The following is an 18,409-nucleotide window of genomic DNA, read 5'->3' on the forward strand; positions in this document are numbered from 1 at the left end:
GCCTTGTAGTATTCCAATTCTTCTTCCATACTATCGAACTTCGTACGAGGACGACCTTTTAAGAGGTTTTTTAAGCCGTTATTACCACCATTTTGCCCCCGCAAGTCTGAAATATCACCTGTTTTTTGATATTTCCGGACCCAATTCATTAACTGTGTTCTACTTCTAAGCTTATATTTCTTCGCTATAGCTGATTGGCTACCCTCACCATTTAAATAACTTTTTACAACTTGTATCTTTAATTTATCTGAATAAGTTTGAAATTTATCCCTTTTTTAACCATAATAAAATCCCCTCCAAGTAAAAGTGTAACATCCATGTGTATTCATGGTCTTTTTACACTGTCTACCTTAAGGGGATAATATCAAGGATAAGTTAACCCTTTTCCAGCTTCTTTATAAGTATCATTCCAAAGAGCAAGAAAATGGTTAAATACAAAGCGACTGCAACCGATTGTTTTAGCAATTAATATTTCTTGTTTCTTATTCGGGTAGATACGAAATTTATATGCTTTATTTACTAACATAGGTTGCACCTCACTTTTTCATTGTATATCTACAGTATACAAAAAAACGTAGTCTTACGCCTACTGACATTCATCTCCTACCTAAAATTGGTGTTTCACACCTTCACATTTTTTGAAGAAGGAGTCTTCTGTCAGAAAACGATAAAAAACCGAACCAATGATACAGTTCATTTTCTACCATGCTAATCCTGATAATGCTTCATTAACATTTTCTTCAATTTTTTGGTGATAAGCTTTTTTTACATCTGTAATCATAGCTTCATAACCTTGTTTGAATCGATAGATGAAACAAAGACAAAGCATTATGAGGTGCTAGAGGCATTTGATTTGAATTACACAATTCATAAGTATTATTGGCACAGTGATTACAAAGGACTCATTCAGTACTTTTATATAAGAACAGACGACGATACAATTATTGATTTGTGTATCTCTGAATTTCCGGAAGTATTTGCGATACACAAGGGGCTTAATAGCAATGCAATTAAAAATATATTTAAAGGGAATTTGTAGCGAAGTATACAATCAAATAAATGGGGGAATTTAAAATGAAAATTGCTGTATCGGAAGGGAAAGCGTTAAAAAGAGAAACAAGCCTGAAATTATTACGTTATGCGATGCTGGAAAGCAAGTATAAGTACGCAAAATAAAAGCTCTTCATTTGTAAAAGCAAACAAAGAGCAAAGTCATGAGTGACCGTCTGGGAAAGAAATTGGCACATTTCTTTCCTCTTTATTTTAACATATAAAAAAATGTAGAGAAAAGGGGCATGTAGAATGGAAGAAGGTCGTATTTCCTTTCAGCAAAGGTTTAAAGAAATTCTTGTTATGTTCGTCAGTTTTTGGATCATTATGTTTCTCATGTATGGTGAAAGCCTGCTACAATAGAACTAAGTCAAATATGAAATACCCTTAGGCAGCTCTCATAGGTATAAGATCTATGGGGGCTTTTTCATTACAATACAAAATAATTTCACGTACCGTAATGATTACTAAAAACAACACCCTACATCAATAGTCTACATTTATTTTTATGCCGAATTTATCTGCTAAGTGGATCATGTATTATTTGTTTTAGATATTACCTCATGTTAAATGGACTTTTTATCTATATTTTGGATAGATTTCTTGCGAAATATGTCCCTAAAGCAGTATTTTAATTTAAACGTGATAAGATAGTTATATATGCATTCAGATGGTAAAAGGGGATGAGTGCTGGTTAAAAACCATATAAAAGTAAATGGAAAACTCCTTCAAACAAATAAAAAGTGGTCACATCTCAAGCAAATGTGGATTTGAAATAAAGTTTAATCGTTTATAACAAAGTTTAACCTTTTTATCCCTAATGTGCTAATATAGTGATAAAAAGGAGGGAAAAGGAAAGAAAAGGAATACATCTCCATATCTGCTTTCAATATTTGGATTGTTTTTTTCAGTTAGGCACGGTTTATTAATATTTTTAGCATATTGGAAAGATGAAGTAATTTTGTCAAATAACCTAATTTTATTTGCAATAGGAGTATTATTATTAATTGTTTCAATGTTTTTTAATAAGCAACGTAGTAAAGCAAAACAAGTATAAATTTATTTAGAATCTAAAAACCTACTTGTTTAAAGGAAAGGAAACAGGGGTAAAGGATTTGTCATCTACCTTATTCAATGTTTTATAATTACAGTTCTTCTTACTTGTTTTTTTATAAAAAATCCAGTTTCAAATCATATTGGAAATAAAAGTAAGTCTATGACCTGTTTTTACACGTATCTCGGCTGTACCCCAGCATGATATAAAATATAGGGATTTGGTTATTTCGTTTTATCATGAAAAAATGATGGAGGAAATTCTGGAGTATCTTGTTAAAATGTAATTGCCTTTCAATAATGATCTTTTCTATGTGTTTTTTTGTTTTACTTAAATGTAAATGACACTATTGTTTCATCTATCAGCGAAAAATACATAGGTTCTGGTGCAAAATTATTCTATAAAGTGATTATTATCCACCACCACATAGTAACAACTCCTCTCATTGCTTATTAAAAAATAATAATAAGAGAAAGGTAATTTTTTTGAATGTGTAGCGTAATAAGTGATTTTTATAAAAATACGACACATATTAGTCGGATAAGAATCATTCGGAAGGGCGAGATGTTTTATGGAGATCGGAGAACTTATTGATTATACGAGAAAACAAAAGGGACTAACTATTAAAGATGTTTGTGGTGATTTTGTTAGTAGATCTGTTTACAACAGATTTGTAAATAATCGTGCAGATACTAGTGTCACAAATCTAACTTATATGCTTTCTAGAATTAATGTATACTTTGATGAATTAAAAGCTTTTGATTACCCAAAGGATGTAAATGTAATCAGTCAGATTATGGGTGAAATAAGAAATGCTTTTATGAAGAAAGATGTAGAAGAGTTAATAAGACTAGAAAGTCTTTGTAATCTAGTTAAAGGGCGAGATGGAATTAAGTATGAACATCTTTCGAGTTTATGTCAGTTGCTCATTGCTAGATTAAAAAATGAAACTCTTGAAACAAGAGAAACTAAAATTTATCAATATTTAATAAACATGCAGACATGGACTCGCTATGAACTAGTTTTATTCAACAACTGTATGTTTGCATTTACGCCTGAATTTATAGAAATCACCCTTGAAAAAGCACTTTTGGGAATCAATCATTACAAAGAATTTAGAGATGGAAAAAGTGAATGCTTTAGGATGTTAACAAATGCAATTATTTTCTTTATCCAGCACGATAGGATGAACCTTATATGGAAATATATGGATAAAATAAATTCATTTTCACTCGAAGAAGAAATGTTTTTTGAAAAAAACCTAAAATTGGTGATTAATGGTATTTGGGAGTGTTTGAGAGGAAATAAAGAAGGTGAAGAAATGCTAAAAAAGGCACAGTTGGTCTGTAAATATATAGGTGCCGATAATTATTACAAGATGAATGAAGAATTAATTGAATTTATAAAACAGAAGTACGAAATTAAAATTTCTACATAAGGTTTATATTTTTGGGGAGGTTGTAATTATTAAATTATGACCTTCCTTTTTCTATTTTCTATTTCATTTATTTTTTTATGTTTATAATATTGCTCCTTCTTTCGGTGTGTCATATAAGACACGTGTGTATATAATGAGAGGCAAAGAAAGAAGCTCGCTTGCTCCAAGATTTAAAATAATTTTGAATTATATTATATTATCCGTAAGGATAGTTAGAAAACAAGGAGATGATATTATGGCAGGAGCTATTACGGTCACACCCGAACAACTGAAATCTCAGGCGAAAATATATCAAACGGCCTCTTCACAAATTGAAGACGCTATTCGCAAAGTGAATTCTATGAATTCAACGATTGCCCAAGAATGGCAGGGGGAAGCTTTTCGAGCTTACTTGGAGCAATACAAACAGCTTGAAGGTAATGTGAAACAAATGGAAAATTTATTACAAAGTATTCATATGCAGTTGACCAAATATGCAGATACAGTCGCAGACCGTGACCGTCAGGATGCAGGTTCGTTTGGCTTAAATTAAGTGTTTAAAAAAGGGGTCAGTGCAACTCATTGTGCTGACACCTTTTTTAATTTATCTGAAAGGAAGAAATGTATTTTGATAAAAAAATATCAGAGTTATTTTCCATTACTCATCATTATACTTGGTGGATTATTTCTTATTTTGACTTTCACTTATTTTGGTTTTAAAGATGATAATGTGTACCGGTCTACAAATCAAAAAGTATCCAAGGTTCAATATGTTCTAGTGAATGAAGATAAAGGGGCTGTTTTTGAGGGGAGGAAGTATGAACTAGGTGCAGACTTTGTTACTCTGATTAATCAAGATTCCAAAAATAGTTGGCAGACGGTCAGTAGGAATATTGCTAATGCAGGAATTGAGAATGGTCAATTTGATGCAGAAATTATTATTCCTCAAGATTTCTCTGAACGTCTTTTGTCCCTTCAAAGTATAGCACCAGAACAGGCGACCATTAATTATCGTGTACGTAAAGGGCAAAATGAGATATCCAATCAAGCCGTTCAAACACAAGTAAATGATATTTTGAAAAATTTCAATCAACGAGTTGTACAGATGTATTTCTCAAGTATTGTAGGAAATTTATCAGAAGCCCAACTAAATGTTAATAAAATTGTTGGAGCAGAAACTGATGCTAAGAAATATCTGATGACAAATATTCAAGATCCATTTAAGGAGTTGTCGGGAGGATTTAATAATTTATCAAATGTTTCGAGTATTCTTGATGAAGATAATAAAGGTTTTCTCTCGGAACAACAAGCATTTGTATCATCCGTAAAAACTCTAATGGATGATAATAATAAGAGCTTAGAAGCAGGCAGTACCTCGACAAAAGAAGCCAAAAAATCAGTTAACGAAAATATCGATAAAACAAATGAAAAGTTAAAAGATTCCTTAAAGCAATTTGAGGATCAATTTAACCTACAAAAAAAGCAATTTGAGGATCAATTTAACCTACAGAAAACGCAATTAGAAAACCAACGGCAATCTGATTTATCGGGATATAAAGCAAAATATGATGGTTTGAACCAATCAATGTTTAAACAACTAGGAAACTTTTATACATCGGCAGCAGGTGAAGTGAATTCATCTGGGGTTTATACGGAATTCTTGCTAAATGCCAAGCTATTTCAAGAAACACAAACTGCTCGAATTGATGAACTAAATGATGAAATTAAGCAATTGCAATCGCAAGTTGAAACTCTTACTGATTTAAGAAAACAGATTGCACAAACTTATTATGGAAGTGCAGAAAAAAATCCGGATACAGCTTCTGAGGAGGATATTAAACAGGCGATTGTGAAACTAATGGCTGATTCAAAAGAAAATAAAGTTAATTTAGATAATCGTTATCGTCAAATGATAGAAGAAAGTCTACCACAAATTCCAGCAGACACTTTAGAAAATCTTTTACAAAAGTTAATTGCTGAGAATATTATAACTGATTCTCAATCTAAAAAATTCCAAGATGAGCTAACTATAGTTCGGCGTTATGCGAAAAATTTTGAAAAAGAAATAGGAAAGGAAGGAAACTTTTCCTATCTAGAAGGTAATTCTGAACATAACTCTATAATTCCTATAAATGGTAGGGAGGTCACTATATCTATTGATCCAACAAAAGATAATAGAATCTCTTTGAAGACAGACCATACAGAACAAGGAAGTTTAGGAATAAGAAATTTGACGGATCTTTTACCGGTGTTAAAAACAGAATTGGATCAAAAACTCAAATCATATGGGTACATTTCTGAGTGGAGTGAAGTTTCTAATCATGAATTCAGTATTTCATTGAAAAAGAACCCCACAGAACCAGAGAAACCAAAACCGCCGGTAGATCCGCCAACGGATCCAGARAAACCAAAACCGCCGGTAGATCCGCCAACGGAWCCAGARAARCCRAAACCGCCRGTAGATCCGCCAACGGATCCAGARAARCCRAAACCGCCRGTAGATCCGCTTAATATCTGACTTACCTGAGTTATTGAAACAATTTCAAATGCTTGATAGCACTGCACAGCAAATTGTTACCTTATTTGGAAATCCAGAAGATTCCATATCTATTGATAGCTATACAGATATGATTAACAAAACTGAAAATCAAGAGAAGACTCTCGAAGAGTTGGCAAACTCAAACTCTGTTTATCGTATGTATAACAATATCACAGGTGAACAAAAGATAGATGCTATTACAGAGAAAATTTATGAAGAATTTAAGAATAAAGGAAATCAACTCTATACAGATATTGAAGGCCAAATAAAAAATTTACAAGAAACAATTGGATCAACAACGGATAAAAATCATGATGGAACAAAAAATACATTATATGGAACTTTAAATCTAATGACTGAACCTCAGAAGTTTCTGAATGAAGCAGAAAAGTTAAATAATTGGTTTGTACAAGCCAATCAACAGATTAATGAAACGTATCAATCATGGAAAGAAAATGAAAAAATCCAAGAAGAATCTGTAAAAAGTGCAGAAAATCAACATCCTGCAGAAAATCAACATCCTGTAGAAAATCAACATCCTGCAGAGAACGATACAATACCAATTACTTCAGAAACAGATAGCTTAGTAAAAGAAATGGAAGATTTAGTTCAGAGTTCAAAGAGCTCGGCTGAAAGTATAGAAAAATCTGCAGCGAAAGCTCATGACATTTCTCCAAAAATTCAGGAGTTGAAAGAAAATACAGATAATGTTCAGAAAAATGCAGATACTGTTTTGAATAATTTAAATACTTCAGTCACTAAAATTCAAAAGAATACAAGTAAAAATGAAAAATACTCAGAAGAGTTTAGCAAAGTGCTTTCTAATACCAAACGAGGTGGAGCAGATAATTATAAAGTATTCAATTTTCTATCAGCCCCAATTGCTACAAAAGGAAGTTTTGAAGCTACTCGCCAAACGTCTATTATTCCTTACTATATGACGCTTGTTGGTGCTGTTCTTTCAGTGATTACCGGCATTTCCTTATGTCGTACTATTCAACGTAGAGAAATTACGAAAGATATGGTTTTTATTACACCTACAAGGGCATGGCTAAATGTTCCTAATGTTATGAAGGTAACAGGTGTCAGTCTATTTATCTCACTATTCTTTGCTGGAATAACTACTTTTAGTATTTGGAGAGTGTTTAATATCTCTTGGTTTAGTTACACGTTCCTAACTATTTTAGGTGGAACTTTATTAATAACAGGTTTTTCTCGTCAGTTTAAAAATATAACACTCTATGTTTGTGCTTCAATTTTAGGATTATATCTCATGTTAACACCATTATTAGGAATGCATACTCGTCCGGGTAGTATTGTCGATTTATTTTATCGTTTTTCACCGCTTCAAAACATAGAAAATGGTTATACAGCACTAAGCAATGCTATTCATGTTGGATGGGAAAGTTACTTGTTATTGGTAATTATTATTGTTGTGGGAATTGGTACGAATTTCATTGCTTTTCCAGGTGTGAAAAAGTCAGAGAAAGCTGAACAAAAGCAATAGCTTATGTTGTTAGGAGAAAGGATGTACGAATTTGGAAAAAATGATAAAACCAAAATTTCTCGTTTTTTCTCTTCTAATTTCTTTTTGTGTGACAAATCTTTTTACTAGTTTTAGCAGTCTAGCTTACGCTGAAGATGGAAAACTAACGATTCATAACGACGTGATTTATGAAAAAGAAAATCATAAAAATAATTATTCTGTTACAGGGATAGAAGATTTGTTTTTAAAAGACAAAAACACAAAAAATAAGGAACTTGAGAAAGAAAATAGAAAGAGTACTTCAGGTATAAAAGAAAAATTATTTCTTACCGCTGAGAGTGTAGAAAAAAAACCACAGGATACAATTACCAAGCAGCTGTTTTCTAAAGACTACCAAGCTTCTAATGAAAATGAAGCAACTGTGGAAGATACCAATTATGAAATTCCTAGATGGACCTTCTGGATACTGTTAAGCATGGGTGTGATTGGAATATTAATTTTAGGCTGGTTATTAGGTAAAAGATTTTCAAACCTATTTATACGGAAAAAGGAGTAAACAATGGCAGAAAGAACAATGATTAATATCGAACTTCATGTTAATGAGCAAATACTTGATTTAACAATACCTAATCAGGTTTCTTCTAATAGATTGAAAGAACTATTGGTTGATTCATTATCTTTAGTAAATATAGAATTGCCCACTCATTTTTCATTGGAAGTAAAAAATAAGCCAATTCATTTAGATGAAAATGTTATATTGGCGAAATATCCATTGGCGGATGGTGATCAATTAGCCGTAAAAGAAATTATAGGGAGTTTGGAGGAACACTAGAGTATGGGGGAAATGAAAAATAGTTTGATAGTTATTAAAGAGGAAACTACATCTACTTTTATTAAAGTGCACTTAACAGCTAATCAATATTCTTTGTCAGGTGTAAAGCAATTCCAGTTATTTTTAAATAAAGCACCACACTTTTTGACTGGAAAGATAGAAGTGGCGAATGAAGAAAAGGTCATTATCACTTATGAAAAAGATGAATTATCTTTTTCGCTTGAACAATATGTTAAAAAATTAGATGCATTTGATCGCCTTCTTTTAGCACAAAAAGTAAATTTCTTAAAAGAATATCTTAACCAACCAGTAACGCCATTTATCCATCCTAAAAATATCTTTATTTTTGGGGAAGAGTTGTTTATTGGTCATCGTGGCGTAATGAATACCGTTATTCCTTATCTTTCAAAAGAAGAAGTATATCTAAAACAATACAAGGCATTACTTCTTTATATTTTAAATCCAAAACTGGATTTTGAGAATCTTATTGATGGGGCCGGTGCAGTCCGAGATCCTTTTTCCGAAAAAATTCAAGAATCTTCTTCGTTTGAAGAGATAGACAAGTTACTAATGGAAACAGTTGCGATTCAAAAGGAAAAAAGAAATGCTACAAGTATACTGGTGAAAAGTAGAAATCACACTGTTTTTAAGTGGGGAACAATTATTCTTGGTCTTGCAACATTAGGTCTTTCAATAGGGGTAGGGATATATTCATTAAATATTGTACCTCAGCAAAAACGAATCATAAGTGCCGAATCAAAGTTTATTTCAAATAATTATTCAGATGTTCTAGATACTTTAAAGGAAGACAAACCAGAGAATCTTCCTAAAAGCGCACAATATGTGTTAGCAGTGAGCTCGATTCAACTAGATAGCTTGTCTAAAGAGCAGAAAGAATCTGTATTAGGGACTATCTCCCAAAAATCTAATGATAACTCATTACTTTATTGGATCTATATAGGAAAAGGAGACTTTGAAAAGGCCTTAAATATTGCTAAAAATATTGGAGATAATCAATATATTCTTCACGCCTATACAAAAGTTTATGATGTAACAAATGCAGATAACAAGATGAATGGTTCGAAGAAACAAGAATTACTTTCGAAATATAAGGAAGAGATGGAAAAGTACATGAAGTTATTGGAGGGGAAGACGGATGATCAGAAACCTAAACAATAGATTATCTAGTGAAGGTGTACCAATTGATGATCAAATTGTAAATAAAGCGTCTGTACTCTATGATATTTTTTCATTTGGTCATATATTTTCGCATCACGAACTAACAATGTCAAAGCCATCAATTAAGATTGGTAACCATGAAATTTCTTTTGATGGCACGCATTTGTTCTTAGATCAAGATCCATGGACAGGTGATATGAAGGACGGAATTCTCGCGTTACCTCATGAAAAATTAGAGGTTTTAACAACTATCAAGCCGAAAACAAATTTGGTGATTTCTTCTTCAAAGGACTCAGGAATCACCATTCCGACTAAGGCTTTTGCTCTGGTCACATTTAATGAAAAGAATGAAACTTACCAGTTAAATCTGTTTTCAAATGGGGTGTTAGTTTACTTTAATGGAGAGAAAGTAGCTCGATTAGAAAAAGTTTTGTCTGTAGGGGATCAACTTGTTATTGATGGTGTGCTTATTGAATTGAGAGAAAAACAATTTAAGTTGTGTAAGATAACCAATGAATTTTCACTAAATTCTTGGGAGATTATTAACGAGATATTTATTCCAGAATACCCAAAAAATTTCCCTGAATTTAGACGTAGTCCAAGAATTCATTTACGAGAGCCTAAAGAAGAGATAGCAATTCAACCTCCAAGAGCTGAGGAAACTGATGGGAGAAATGAATTATTGCGTACAATTGTTCCGCCATTGGCAATGGTTGTTTTAAGTGGTGCAACGAGCGTATTAAGTAATGGAAACCCTATTATGATGTTAAGCATGGGAGGAGTAAGTTTACTCACGGCAGGGTTCTCTGTTTCAAGTTATATTACGAATAAGAAAGAAGTGAAACAAAAGAATCTTAAGCGAAGTGAGTACTATGAAAAGTATCTTATTCAAAAGGAAAAAGAATTGTCGTTGCTCTCTCAAAAGCAATTTGAAGCTTTAACGTATAACTTCCCTGATATGGATTCATTGTCTTTGATGACAAAAGAATACAGTCCACGAATTTATGAAAAAACTATGACAAATGCTGATTTTATAAGTATTCGTTTGGGTCATGGAGAGATTCAAAGTAGTTATAAAGTCAGTTATCATTCAAGAGAAGAAGATGATGCTTTAAGTAAATTTGCAGAAGAAAAAATTGTTTGGCCACATCAAACGTTAAAAGATGCACCTATTGCCATCTCGATGTTAAATCAAACGTTAGGACTTGCAGGAACAAAAACAGTACTACGAATAGCTGTACAGACCATATTATTTCAGCTTTCCGTTTTACACTCTTATAGAGATGTAGAATTTGTAGCATTAGTTCCAGAAGAAGATTATCAAGATTGTTGGCATGCATGGCGTTGGTTGCCACATTTTCAAATACGGAGCTTAAATTTACGAGGAATTATTCATAATTCACAGACACGTGACATGGTTTTAAATTCGTTCTATCAGTTGTTAACAAAACGCCGGCAACAAGTCAAAGAGGCGGGCAATGAGAAAGTAACCTTTGCTCCGCATTATATGTTTACGATTTTAGACGAGAGCTGGCTCTCTGGGCATGGATTAAATGAATTTTTAGCTGAAGATATGAGTCAATACGGTGTTACGGTCATTTGGGGGAAAGACGCGTTAAACATGTTGCCAGAGACAGCAACCACAGTTATTGATTATCAAAGTAACGAATCCGCGGTATTAATTAATAATAATAATGAGTACGTGAATCAACTTTTTGTTCCCAACCATTTACCTAAAAGTTATCCAATTGAGCAAGCAATACAACGCTTAGCTAATTTAGAACATGTTGAGGTAGAGAAAAATGCGATTCCAGAATCGATTGACTTTCTAGAATTATATGATGTAAAAAATGTTGGAGAGTTAAATATTAGTACTCGTTGGCAAAAAGCAGACACTTCAAAGTCATTAGCAGTTCCCTTGGGTGTTCGAGGAAAAGATGACATTGTTTATTTAAATTTACACGAACGAGCACATGGCCCACATGGACTCGTGGCAGGTACAACTGGATCTGGTAAATCAGAAATTGTCCAAAGTTATATTTTATCTTTAGCAGTAAATTTTGCACCAGAAGACGTTGGCTTTTTACCGATTGATTTTAAGGGTGGAGGTATGGCGAATTTATTTAAGAATTTACCACATCTTTTAGGATCGATTACAAACTTAGACGGTGCAAGTTCTGCAAGAGCATTACAAAGTATTCGAGCAGAATTGCAAAAGAGACAACGGAAATTTGGTGAATTTGGTGTTAATCATATTAATGGGTATACCAAGTTGTACAAACAGGGAAAAGAAATTACTGATCCTGTAGAAAAGAAAAAATATCCATCAGAACCATTGCCGCACCTTTTCTTAATCAGTGATGAATTTGCAGAATTAAAAGCAAATGAACCAGACTTTATGGCTGAGCTAGTATCAACTGCACGTATTGGTCGTTCGTTAGGAGTTCATTTGATTTTAGCTACTCAAAAGCCAAGTGGAGTAGTGGACGACCAGATTTGGTCAAACTCACGATTCAAATTAGCATTAAAAGTAGCCGATCCAAGTGATTCAAATGAAATTATTAAAACACCTGATGCAGCAACGATTACTCAACCAGGACGAGCGTATTTACAGGTCGGAAACAATGAAATTTATGAACTGTTTCAATCTGCGTGGAGTGGAGCGTATTATAATCCAGATGCACAATATGAAGAAAAAGTAGATGAAAGAATTTGGCTAATTAATCAATTGGGTCAGCATGAATTGTTAACTACAGATTTATCTCAAGATGATGAAGTGTCCATGAAAAAGGAAGAAAAACAAACACAATTGGACGCGATTGTAGAAGCTATTGTGATTCATGCTGAAAAAACAAATGCAGTTCTTCCTGAAAAACCTTGGTTACCTCCATTACAAACAGAAATTGATAGTCCAAAGATTAATGTAGTAACTTCAGGGGATTCGAAAAGAAATCTTTCAGTTCCATTTGGTTTGATGGATATTCCATCAAGACAAGAACAAATTGACTTTTTACTTGATTTAGAAGAGTTGAGTCACCTTGCAATCTATGGATCTCCAGGCTTTGGGAAATCCACTGCATTACAAACTCTTGTAATGAATTTATCAAGAATTAACAATCCTGAACAGGTCCAGTTTAACCTATTTGATTTTGGTACGAATGGTTTACTTCCAATAAAAGATTTACCGCATGTGGTGGATATTGTTCGGTTAGAGGAAGAAGAAAAACTGATGAAGTTCCTCAAACGAATTCGCAAAGAAATTCAAAGTCGAAAAGACGCATTTACAGAGTATGGTGTCGCAAGTCTGTCTCAATATGAAGAGAAATCAGGAAAGCAGTTGCCAGGGATTGTTACCATTGTTGATGGTTTTGACTCAATTAAGGAGAGTCCTTTAGAGGAAGCTATAGAATCTGTGTTAAATCAGCTTTTACGAGAAGGAGCAAGTTTGGGACTCTATGTAGTTATGACGGTTCTTCGTACGAACAGCTTCAGAATGAGTATGGCGAGTAATATTCCATCACATATTGGGCTATTCCTTGTGGAAGAAGGTGCAATTCGAGATGTTGTAGGACGCGATGCTTTGATTTCGCAAGAAATTGTTGGACGAGCGCAAATCAAACTAGACGAGCCACATGAAGTTCAAATTTATTTACCAACTCATGGAAAAAATGATATTGATCGATTGAATAATTTAGAGCAAGAGATTGCACAGATGAATCAGCAATGGAAGGGCACACGTCCTACCAAGATTCCGATGTTATCTAAAACGATCTCTATGCATGATTTTTATACAAATCCACAGGTACAAGAGATGTTGGATAATCTACAACTACCACTTGCTCTAAGTAAAGAAACCACAAATGTCGTTGGTTTTGTACCAGAAAAACATGGTTACTTTGTGATTGGAGACGATACGCCACAGCAAACGGAATATATTGAGCGTATAATCGTTCAAAACTTTAAACATTTTGAAGGGAAAGCACAAAGAATTGTGTTTAATGGGAGCGAACGATTTGGCAGATTCAAAGAAAGCTTCGATGTGATTGTATCAGATATGGAGTACAGTACTTTTGTTAATGATCTAATGAGTGAAATTGAAGAAAGAGAGACACAAAGTGAAAATCAACCGATGTTTGTGTATATTCCAGATGCGCAAATATTTGGAGATAAAACATTTATTTCGGATGAAACATTCAATAAATACTTAAAAAATGGTTCTAAAGTAGGTGTTTATTTCATTTTCCACGGCAATCAAAAACAAATTGAGAACAGTTATGATGAATTTAATAAACGATTACGAGCAAATATTCCAGCAGGGATGATTGGAACGCGTTTAGCTGATCAAGGATTTATAAATGTGAAATCTAGTTATAGTGAACCAACAGTGGAATTAGATGAGTCTCATTTCTTTGTTGGACGAAATGCAGGACGAGTGAAATTAGTTAGTGAGTAGATCAATTTTATGAGCGATGATAAACGCAAGCAAAGGCTGCAGCAAAGCTATCAGAAGCAAGTGAAATGAATAGAAATTGGACAAGAATTACATTTTTAAAATGTAGTAAGTCGTTACTACTAGACTAATTAAAAAGAAATTAGTAGTTGCTTTGAAGATGCGTTAGTAACAGTCCTTGCAGTTAATTATTTCTATACTGATAGTTTCTTTTATTCGATGAACTCTGATGTAAAACAAAAAGATAGTCTTGATGGGGAAACTAGATTTTGAGGAGGGAAAACATTATGGCTCAAGAGGAAGATAAAGCCAAAGAAGCTGCACGAAAAGCGGATATCCATGCACGTGTTGATCGATTTAACGCAAGTTATGATAGTAAAATGGCTAGTCACAGGGCAAATGCCCAAAAGTTAGAGCGCTTAAAGGCCGCAAAGAGATCTTTACAGGGAGAACTTCATCATTTTGATTCTTATAAGAAAGAGTTTACCAATTTAGGCAGGAGTCTAACAACAAGCCAGTTTAAAGGAACACGTCGTGATAAATTCGATAAAAAATTAGAAGAAATCACAAGAGCGCTTGATGCAGATAAAGAGAAGCACAATGAAAAGCTAAACGCGATGAATAATAAAATCATTCTATTAGAAATGGATCAGTCTATAATAGGTGACGCTATTGCGAGCATTTCAGCAAGTATTAGCGGTTTGCGTGCTATGTTATAGAAAAAGGAGAAAATACCAATGGGGAAAATAGGTATAGATAAAGGGAAATTTAAAAGTGCAGTCACAAATGCAGAGAGCGCAGTTAGTCAGATAGAGAAAGTTCCCTCACCGAACATTACCAAGAATAATCTATCTCGGTTGACGGGTTTTCAAAATTTAGTAGAGAAAGCCGGAACAACTTTAGAAGCATTTAAAGGAGTATCTTCTGCTGACACAGGCAAAATGAAAGCCGTCGCGGACAAAATTGTCGATGAAGATGCTAAAATGGCGAATGTAATCCAACAAAACACAGTGAGGTTCAAATAATATGGTCGAATATAACAAACGAGAACTTTTAGAAGTTGTTTTACAAAATGACAAAACATTAGATTTAGAGATTACTGACGAACTATTACAAATGGGTAACTTGCTGGGGAATCAGCCTTCCCTTTTTCGTGAGGTTTACAAGGCGTTTCGAAATCAAGAAGATGTCTTTGAGAACAAACCAAAAATCGGTGCAAAATTCTCAGTGACATTTGATTATCCGAATGAGACAATTCGTTTTGAACGATTAGAAACGCAATTAGTCATTCCATTTTCTCAATTTTTACGTTTGATGGGTTTGATTGATGCGTGTTATAGCGAAATTTTACCGCTGGGTACCGTTGTGGAATTGGACGTAGACATGATGCCAGAAGTAATTCAAAATATGTTCAAGAATAGTGAACTCGGAGAACTCGTGATTTTAACAGGGCGCAAAGTACCGTTAAGAGAGGGATTTAACGATTATGTGGTAGATTATCTTGGTTACTTGTGGCCGTTTGGTGAAATGAGCAACACACCAGCGATTTATGTGTCCAATATGATGATTAAGCGAGTTGTTTCACCTGGGATGACGAATGAATGGGAAGAACAATTTGCTTTTACTTTCTTACGAAGTATGCAAGTAGCAAATGGCAAGTTATCCAGTGCCTTTTTACCACTAGATAAAGCGCTCGCTTTCTATGAAGCTGTTCATACTTCAACAGAAAGCGAGGCCGATTAAATGGGCTTTCAAGTAGATTTAAAGGAATTCAATGAAATACTGGCAAAACTCCAAAAAGACACCAGTAAAACCAATGAACAACTTGAACAAGCCAAAAACGCATTGAATGGCATTATCCAGGCCGATGCCATGCAGGGTGCAACAGGAAATGCGATAGTCAACGACATCAACAATAACCAAAATACAGTTGTGATTGGGTTGAAAAATACCAATGAATTACTCATTGCGGAAATGTCGACAACTTTACAAGATTTTCAGTCAACAACGGGAGAAAGTGATGAGAATGCGGTTATTCTAGAAGATGCATTGCTTCAAGCGCAGAACAAACTTTCCAATCTTCAACCCAAGAAACATGAAATGGATAGTCGCATCTCTAATATTTACAACAGCGTAAGTGATTTGATTTCACTGAGTATGCCGAACAGCCAGTTTGATGAAAAACTGGTTGCAGCCAGCAAAGAACTAGAGGATACGATTCAAAAAGTACAGCAATTTGAAAGCAAAAAAGAAAAAAGCGATGCGGAAAACATCCTCAATGCCTTAAACAACCAAGTTCAAATTGCAGGGAAGATGGGTAGTTTATCTTATACTGATCCGCATCTGCAAGCTTTCTTTGCGCTAGATGATTTGGCAAAAGGCATTCATGAAATGGATACACAAATCACGAAGGCGAAAAAAGAAGCGCAACTGCAAGCTGAAAGAGAAATGAAGAAAAAGCAAGAGGAATGGGCGGACAATCATCCAGTGGAGGCTTGGCTTCAAAACTTTTCCAAGAGTGCTGGTGAGAAATGGGATGTATTGAGAAAAGGCACAGAATGGGTAGGGGAGAACATTCCTTTCCTGAAAGGACTTGCTGATGATGCCTTGGTGTTGGAAGGTTTTTTAGGGGCGGCAGGTTCCGCTATTAGTGGGATTGCGATAGGTGCGACGAAATTAGTTCACCTAGCCTGGGAGCTTGGTGAGTGGGGCTTTAACTCGATACGTGGCGTAGAAACAGAACAATGGAAACTGGACGATATATATGGAGCAGGTAATACGATAAAAAGTCTTGGACAAGCCATCATCAGCTGGCAAGATTATCCTAAGTATGGTAAGGCACTAGTTAACTCCGTAAAAGGTTATGTAGAAAAAGCATTGACCGATCCTTATGCTCTTGGTGGCGCGATATTTGATATTGGCAGTTGTTTTGTCGGCGTTGGTGAAGTAACCGCCGCAGTGAAAGGAACAGCTGCATTCGGAAAATTCGCAGAGGGTACAAAAGTCTTTCAGGTAGCCGCGAAAAATAGTAAAATAGTTGGTAAGTTGGAAGAAGTAACTGCATTAATGAATAAGTTGCCGGATAGTATCGTGGAGAAGATTAAAAATATTGAGATCCCGAATTTATTCCCTGAACCTGTGCTAGCAGGTGGAGGGAATATAGGAGAAAGAAAGACACTTGGAGAGTTATTTTCTGCTGGAACTGAGGGTACGGTAAATAGGACAGTAAATAGGACAGTAAATGGTACTGATGGAGCAAGTGGCGTTAAAACATTAGTTGGAGCAGGAGAACATTTTACAAACGGAAGAAAAAATAGATTAAAGCCTGATATTAGGTATAAAACAGGAGAGTTTGACTATTTTTATGAAACCGATAGTCTTGGAAGAATTGAAAAATTTGAAACAGATAAGCTACAATTAACTGAAAGAGAGAAGAGATTATCACATAGTAAAAATACACTAGGAAAAGTAAAGGGAGAAGATAATGCGGGGCACGTAGCAGGTGATAGATTTGGTGGTTCACCTAAACTTGATAATTTAGTTTCTCAATTAGAGAAAGTTAACAAAAGTATATATAAGAGAATAGAAAATCAATGGGCAACAGCGTTAGAAGAAGGGAAGCATGTCAAAGTAAATGTTGAAATTAAATATGATGGAGTTAATTTACGACCATCAGAATTTAATATACAATACGAAATAGATGGAAAATATTTTGAGCGTGATATTTTAAATTCAAAAGGAGATTATGATGAATAAAGTATTTGAAGATTATTTTAGTGAATTACAGGCAGATATGGTTTCTATATGTTTAGAATACGTAGAGGATAGAGCAAATAAAATATATATTTATTGCTCTTTTGAAGATAATGTTATAGCAAGTGACTATTTCTATAATATAAATGGAGAAATAGTAGAGCGCCATAAAATAAATGACATTATAAGTAGTAATGAAGAAAAATATGATACCTCTATAGAACGACAAAAAGGTGTTGTTAGAATATTAAATAATGACATGAAGAATATGATTAGGCTATGTAAAGAATATAAAAGAGAAATGCCAACAGAAATGAAATTAGTATATGATGTATTAAAAACTAGCTTGAAAGCAGAATATAAATATGATTTGGTATATTCTAATGATCCAATTAAAGAAGCAGATGATATAGCTATGGAATGGTTTAATGAGTTAAAAAAAGGAAATTAGATATTATTTAAAAAGTAAAGGATGCTTAATTCAAGAGTATAAAGTCTTGAATAGCATCTTTTTATTTTTTTGTTACTAGGGGTTTGAAAATGTTAGTCTATTTGAATAGTATAGTTAATTTGAGTCAATATCGTGGACACAAAAAAGTTAAATCTAAGCGATTTCTTTAACCAAATTTTTTATTGCTTGAGAAGTTTT

General features: G+C 33.9%; 15 protein-coding genes and 2 pseudogenes. 15 read left to right on the forward strand and 2 right to left on the reverse strand.

Going from position 1 to position 18,409, the window contains the following annotated elements; translation table 11 throughout:
* Positions 1-236: helix-turn-helix domain-containing protein (locus AC1DKZ_RS28085; protein WP_476997565.1), on the reverse strand; the 236-nt coding region annotated here is incomplete at its 3' end.
* A gap of 134 nt (positions 237-370) precedes the next feature.
* Positions 371-526, reverse strand: a pseudogene (locus AC1DKZ_RS28090) (helix-turn-helix domain-containing protein); the annotation flags it as partial.
* 261 nt (positions 527-787) lie between these two features.
* On the opposite strand from AC1DKZ_RS28090, the gene AC1DKZ_RS28095 reads away from it, so the two are divergent.
* From AC1DKZ_RS28095 to AC1DKZ_RS28165, 15 genes and pseudogenes are all read left to right on the forward strand, one after another.
* Positions 788-1,039, forward strand: coding sequence for a hypothetical protein (locus tag AC1DKZ_RS28095; protein WP_080029300.1), 252 nt, complete (start codon positions 788-790; stop codon positions 1,037-1,039).
* Between the two features lie 698 nt (positions 1,040-1,737).
* Positions 1,738-1,812 (forward strand): annotated as a pseudogene (locus AC1DKZ_RS28100) (transposase); the annotation flags it as partial.
* An 863-nt stretch (positions 1,813-2,675) separates the two neighbouring features.
* Positions 2,676-3,542: an Rgg/GadR/MutR family transcriptional regulator gene (locus tag AC1DKZ_RS28105; protein ID WP_002186997.1), complete on the forward strand. Its 867-nt coding sequence runs from the start codon at positions 2,676-2,678 to the stop codon at positions 3,540-3,542.
* Between the two features lie 235 nt (positions 3,543-3,777).
* Positions 3,778-4,074, forward strand: a complete 297-nt coding sequence (locus AC1DKZ_RS28110; protein ID WP_002186998.1) for a WXG100 family type VII secretion target — start codon at positions 3,778-3,780, stop codon at positions 4,072-4,074.
* A 75-nt stretch (positions 4,075-4,149) separates the two neighbouring features.
* Positions 4,150-6,039: a type VII secretion protein EsaA gene (esaA, locus tag AC1DKZ_RS28115; protein ID WP_476997529.1), complete on the forward strand. Its 1,890-nt coding sequence runs from the start codon at positions 4,150-4,152 to the stop codon at positions 6,037-6,039.
* A gap of 13 nt (positions 6,040-6,052) precedes the next feature.
* Positions 6,053-7,567, forward strand: a complete 1,515-nt coding sequence (locus AC1DKZ_RS28120; protein WP_476997530.1) for an ABC transporter permease — start codon at positions 6,053-6,055, stop codon at positions 7,565-7,567.
* Positions 7,568-7,607: 40 nt separating this feature from the next.
* Positions 7,608-8,102 (forward strand): type VII secretion protein EssA, encoded by a 495-nt coding sequence (gene essA, locus AC1DKZ_RS28125; RefSeq protein ID WP_231348361.1) that lies wholly within the window; start codon positions 7,608-7,610, stop codon positions 8,100-8,102.
* Between the two features lie 3 nt (positions 8,103-8,105).
* Positions 8,106-8,378 carry an EsaB/YukD family protein gene (locus tag AC1DKZ_RS28130; protein ID WP_016128393.1) on the forward strand — a complete coding sequence of 91 codons (273 nt, stop codon included), beginning with the start codon at positions 8,106-8,108 and terminating at the stop codon, positions 8,376-8,378.
* A 3-nt stretch (positions 8,379-8,381) separates the two neighbouring features.
* The gene (gene essB, locus AC1DKZ_RS28135; protein ID WP_044441015.1) at positions 8,382-9,557 is read left to right on the forward strand and encodes a type VII secretion protein EssB; all 1,176 of its coding nucleotides are present in this window, start codon (positions 8,382-8,384) and stop codon (positions 9,555-9,557) included.
* The gene (essC, locus tag AC1DKZ_RS28140; protein WP_476997531.1) at positions 9,535-14,010 is read left to right on the forward strand and encodes a type VII secretion protein EssC; all 4,476 of its coding nucleotides are present in this window, start codon (positions 9,535-9,537) and stop codon (positions 14,008-14,010) included. The genes essB and essC overlap by 23 nt, the downstream gene beginning before the upstream one ends.
* 284 nt (positions 14,011-14,294) lie before the next feature.
* A complete protein-coding gene (locus AC1DKZ_RS28145) occupies positions 14,295-14,726 on the forward strand; it encodes a DUF5082 family protein (protein ID WP_044441013.1) in 432 nt (143 codons plus the stop codon).
* Positions 14,727-14,744: 18 nt separating this feature from the next.
* Complete coding sequence (locus AC1DKZ_RS28150; RefSeq protein ID WP_016128389.1) at positions 14,745-15,032, forward strand: TIGR04197 family type VII secretion effector; 288 nt, start codon at positions 14,745-14,747, stop codon at positions 15,030-15,032.
* Position 15,033: 1 nt separating this feature from the next.
* Positions 15,034-15,750 carry a DUF4176 domain-containing protein gene (locus AC1DKZ_RS28155; RefSeq protein ID WP_044441008.1) on the forward strand — a complete coding sequence of 239 codons (717 nt, stop codon included), beginning with the start codon at positions 15,034-15,036 and terminating at the stop codon, positions 15,748-15,750.
* Positions 15,751-17,763: a DNA/RNA non-specific endonuclease gene (locus AC1DKZ_RS28160; protein WP_476997532.1), complete on the forward strand. Its 2,013-nt coding sequence runs from the start codon at positions 15,751-15,753 to the stop codon at positions 17,761-17,763.
* Positions 17,756-18,211 carry a DUF600 domain-containing protein gene (locus AC1DKZ_RS28165; RefSeq protein WP_070140257.1) on the forward strand — a complete coding sequence of 152 codons (456 nt, stop codon included), beginning with the start codon at positions 17,756-17,758 and terminating at the stop codon, positions 18,209-18,211. The genes AC1DKZ_RS28160 and AC1DKZ_RS28165 overlap by 8 nt, the downstream gene beginning before the upstream one ends.
* Positions 18,212-18,409 lie beyond the last annotated feature (198 nt).

The organism is Bacillus sp. 05T21, from assembly GCF_056396785.1.

Bases quoted from the DNA above. Each gene is read 5' to 3' on its own strand.
- AC1DKZ_RS28155 (WP_044441008.1), top strand. From the start codon at position 15,034: ATGGTCGAATATAACAAACGAGAACTTTTAGAAGTTGTTTTACAAAAT.
- essC (WP_476997531.1), top strand. From the start codon at position 9,535: ATGATCAGAAACCTAAACAATAGATTATCTAGTGAAGGTGTACCAATT.
- AC1DKZ_RS28145 (WP_044441013.1), top strand. From the start codon at position 14,295: ATGGCTCAAGAGGAAGATAAAGCCAAAGAAGCTGCACGAAAAGCGGAT.
- AC1DKZ_RS28150 (WP_016128389.1), top strand. From the start codon at position 14,745: ATGGGGAAAATAGGTATAGATAAAGGGAAATTTAAAAGTGCAGTCACA.
- essA (WP_231348361.1), top strand. From the start codon at position 7,608: ATGATAAAACCAAAATTTCTCGTTTTTTCTCTTCTAATTTCTTTTTGT.
- essB (WP_044441015.1), top strand. From the start codon at position 8,382: ATGGGGGAAATGAAAAATAGTTTGATAGTTATTAAAGAGGAAACTACA.
- AC1DKZ_RS28105 (WP_002186997.1), top strand. From the start codon at position 2,676: ATGGAGATCGGAGAACTTATTGATTATACGAGAAAACAAAAGGGACTA.
- AC1DKZ_RS28165 (WP_070140257.1), top strand. From the start codon at position 17,756: ATGAATAAAGTATTTGAAGATTATTTTAGTGAATTACAGGCAGATATG.
- AC1DKZ_RS28130 (WP_016128393.1), top strand. From the start codon at position 8,106: ATGGCAGAAAGAACAATGATTAATATCGAACTTCATGTTAATGAGCAA.
- AC1DKZ_RS28160 (WP_476997532.1), top strand. From the start codon at position 15,751: ATGGGCTTTCAAGTAGATTTAAAGGAATTCAATGAAATACTGGCAAAA.
- AC1DKZ_RS28110 (WP_002186998.1), top strand. From the start codon at position 3,778: ATGGCAGGAGCTATTACGGTCACACCCGAACAACTGAAATCTCAGGCG.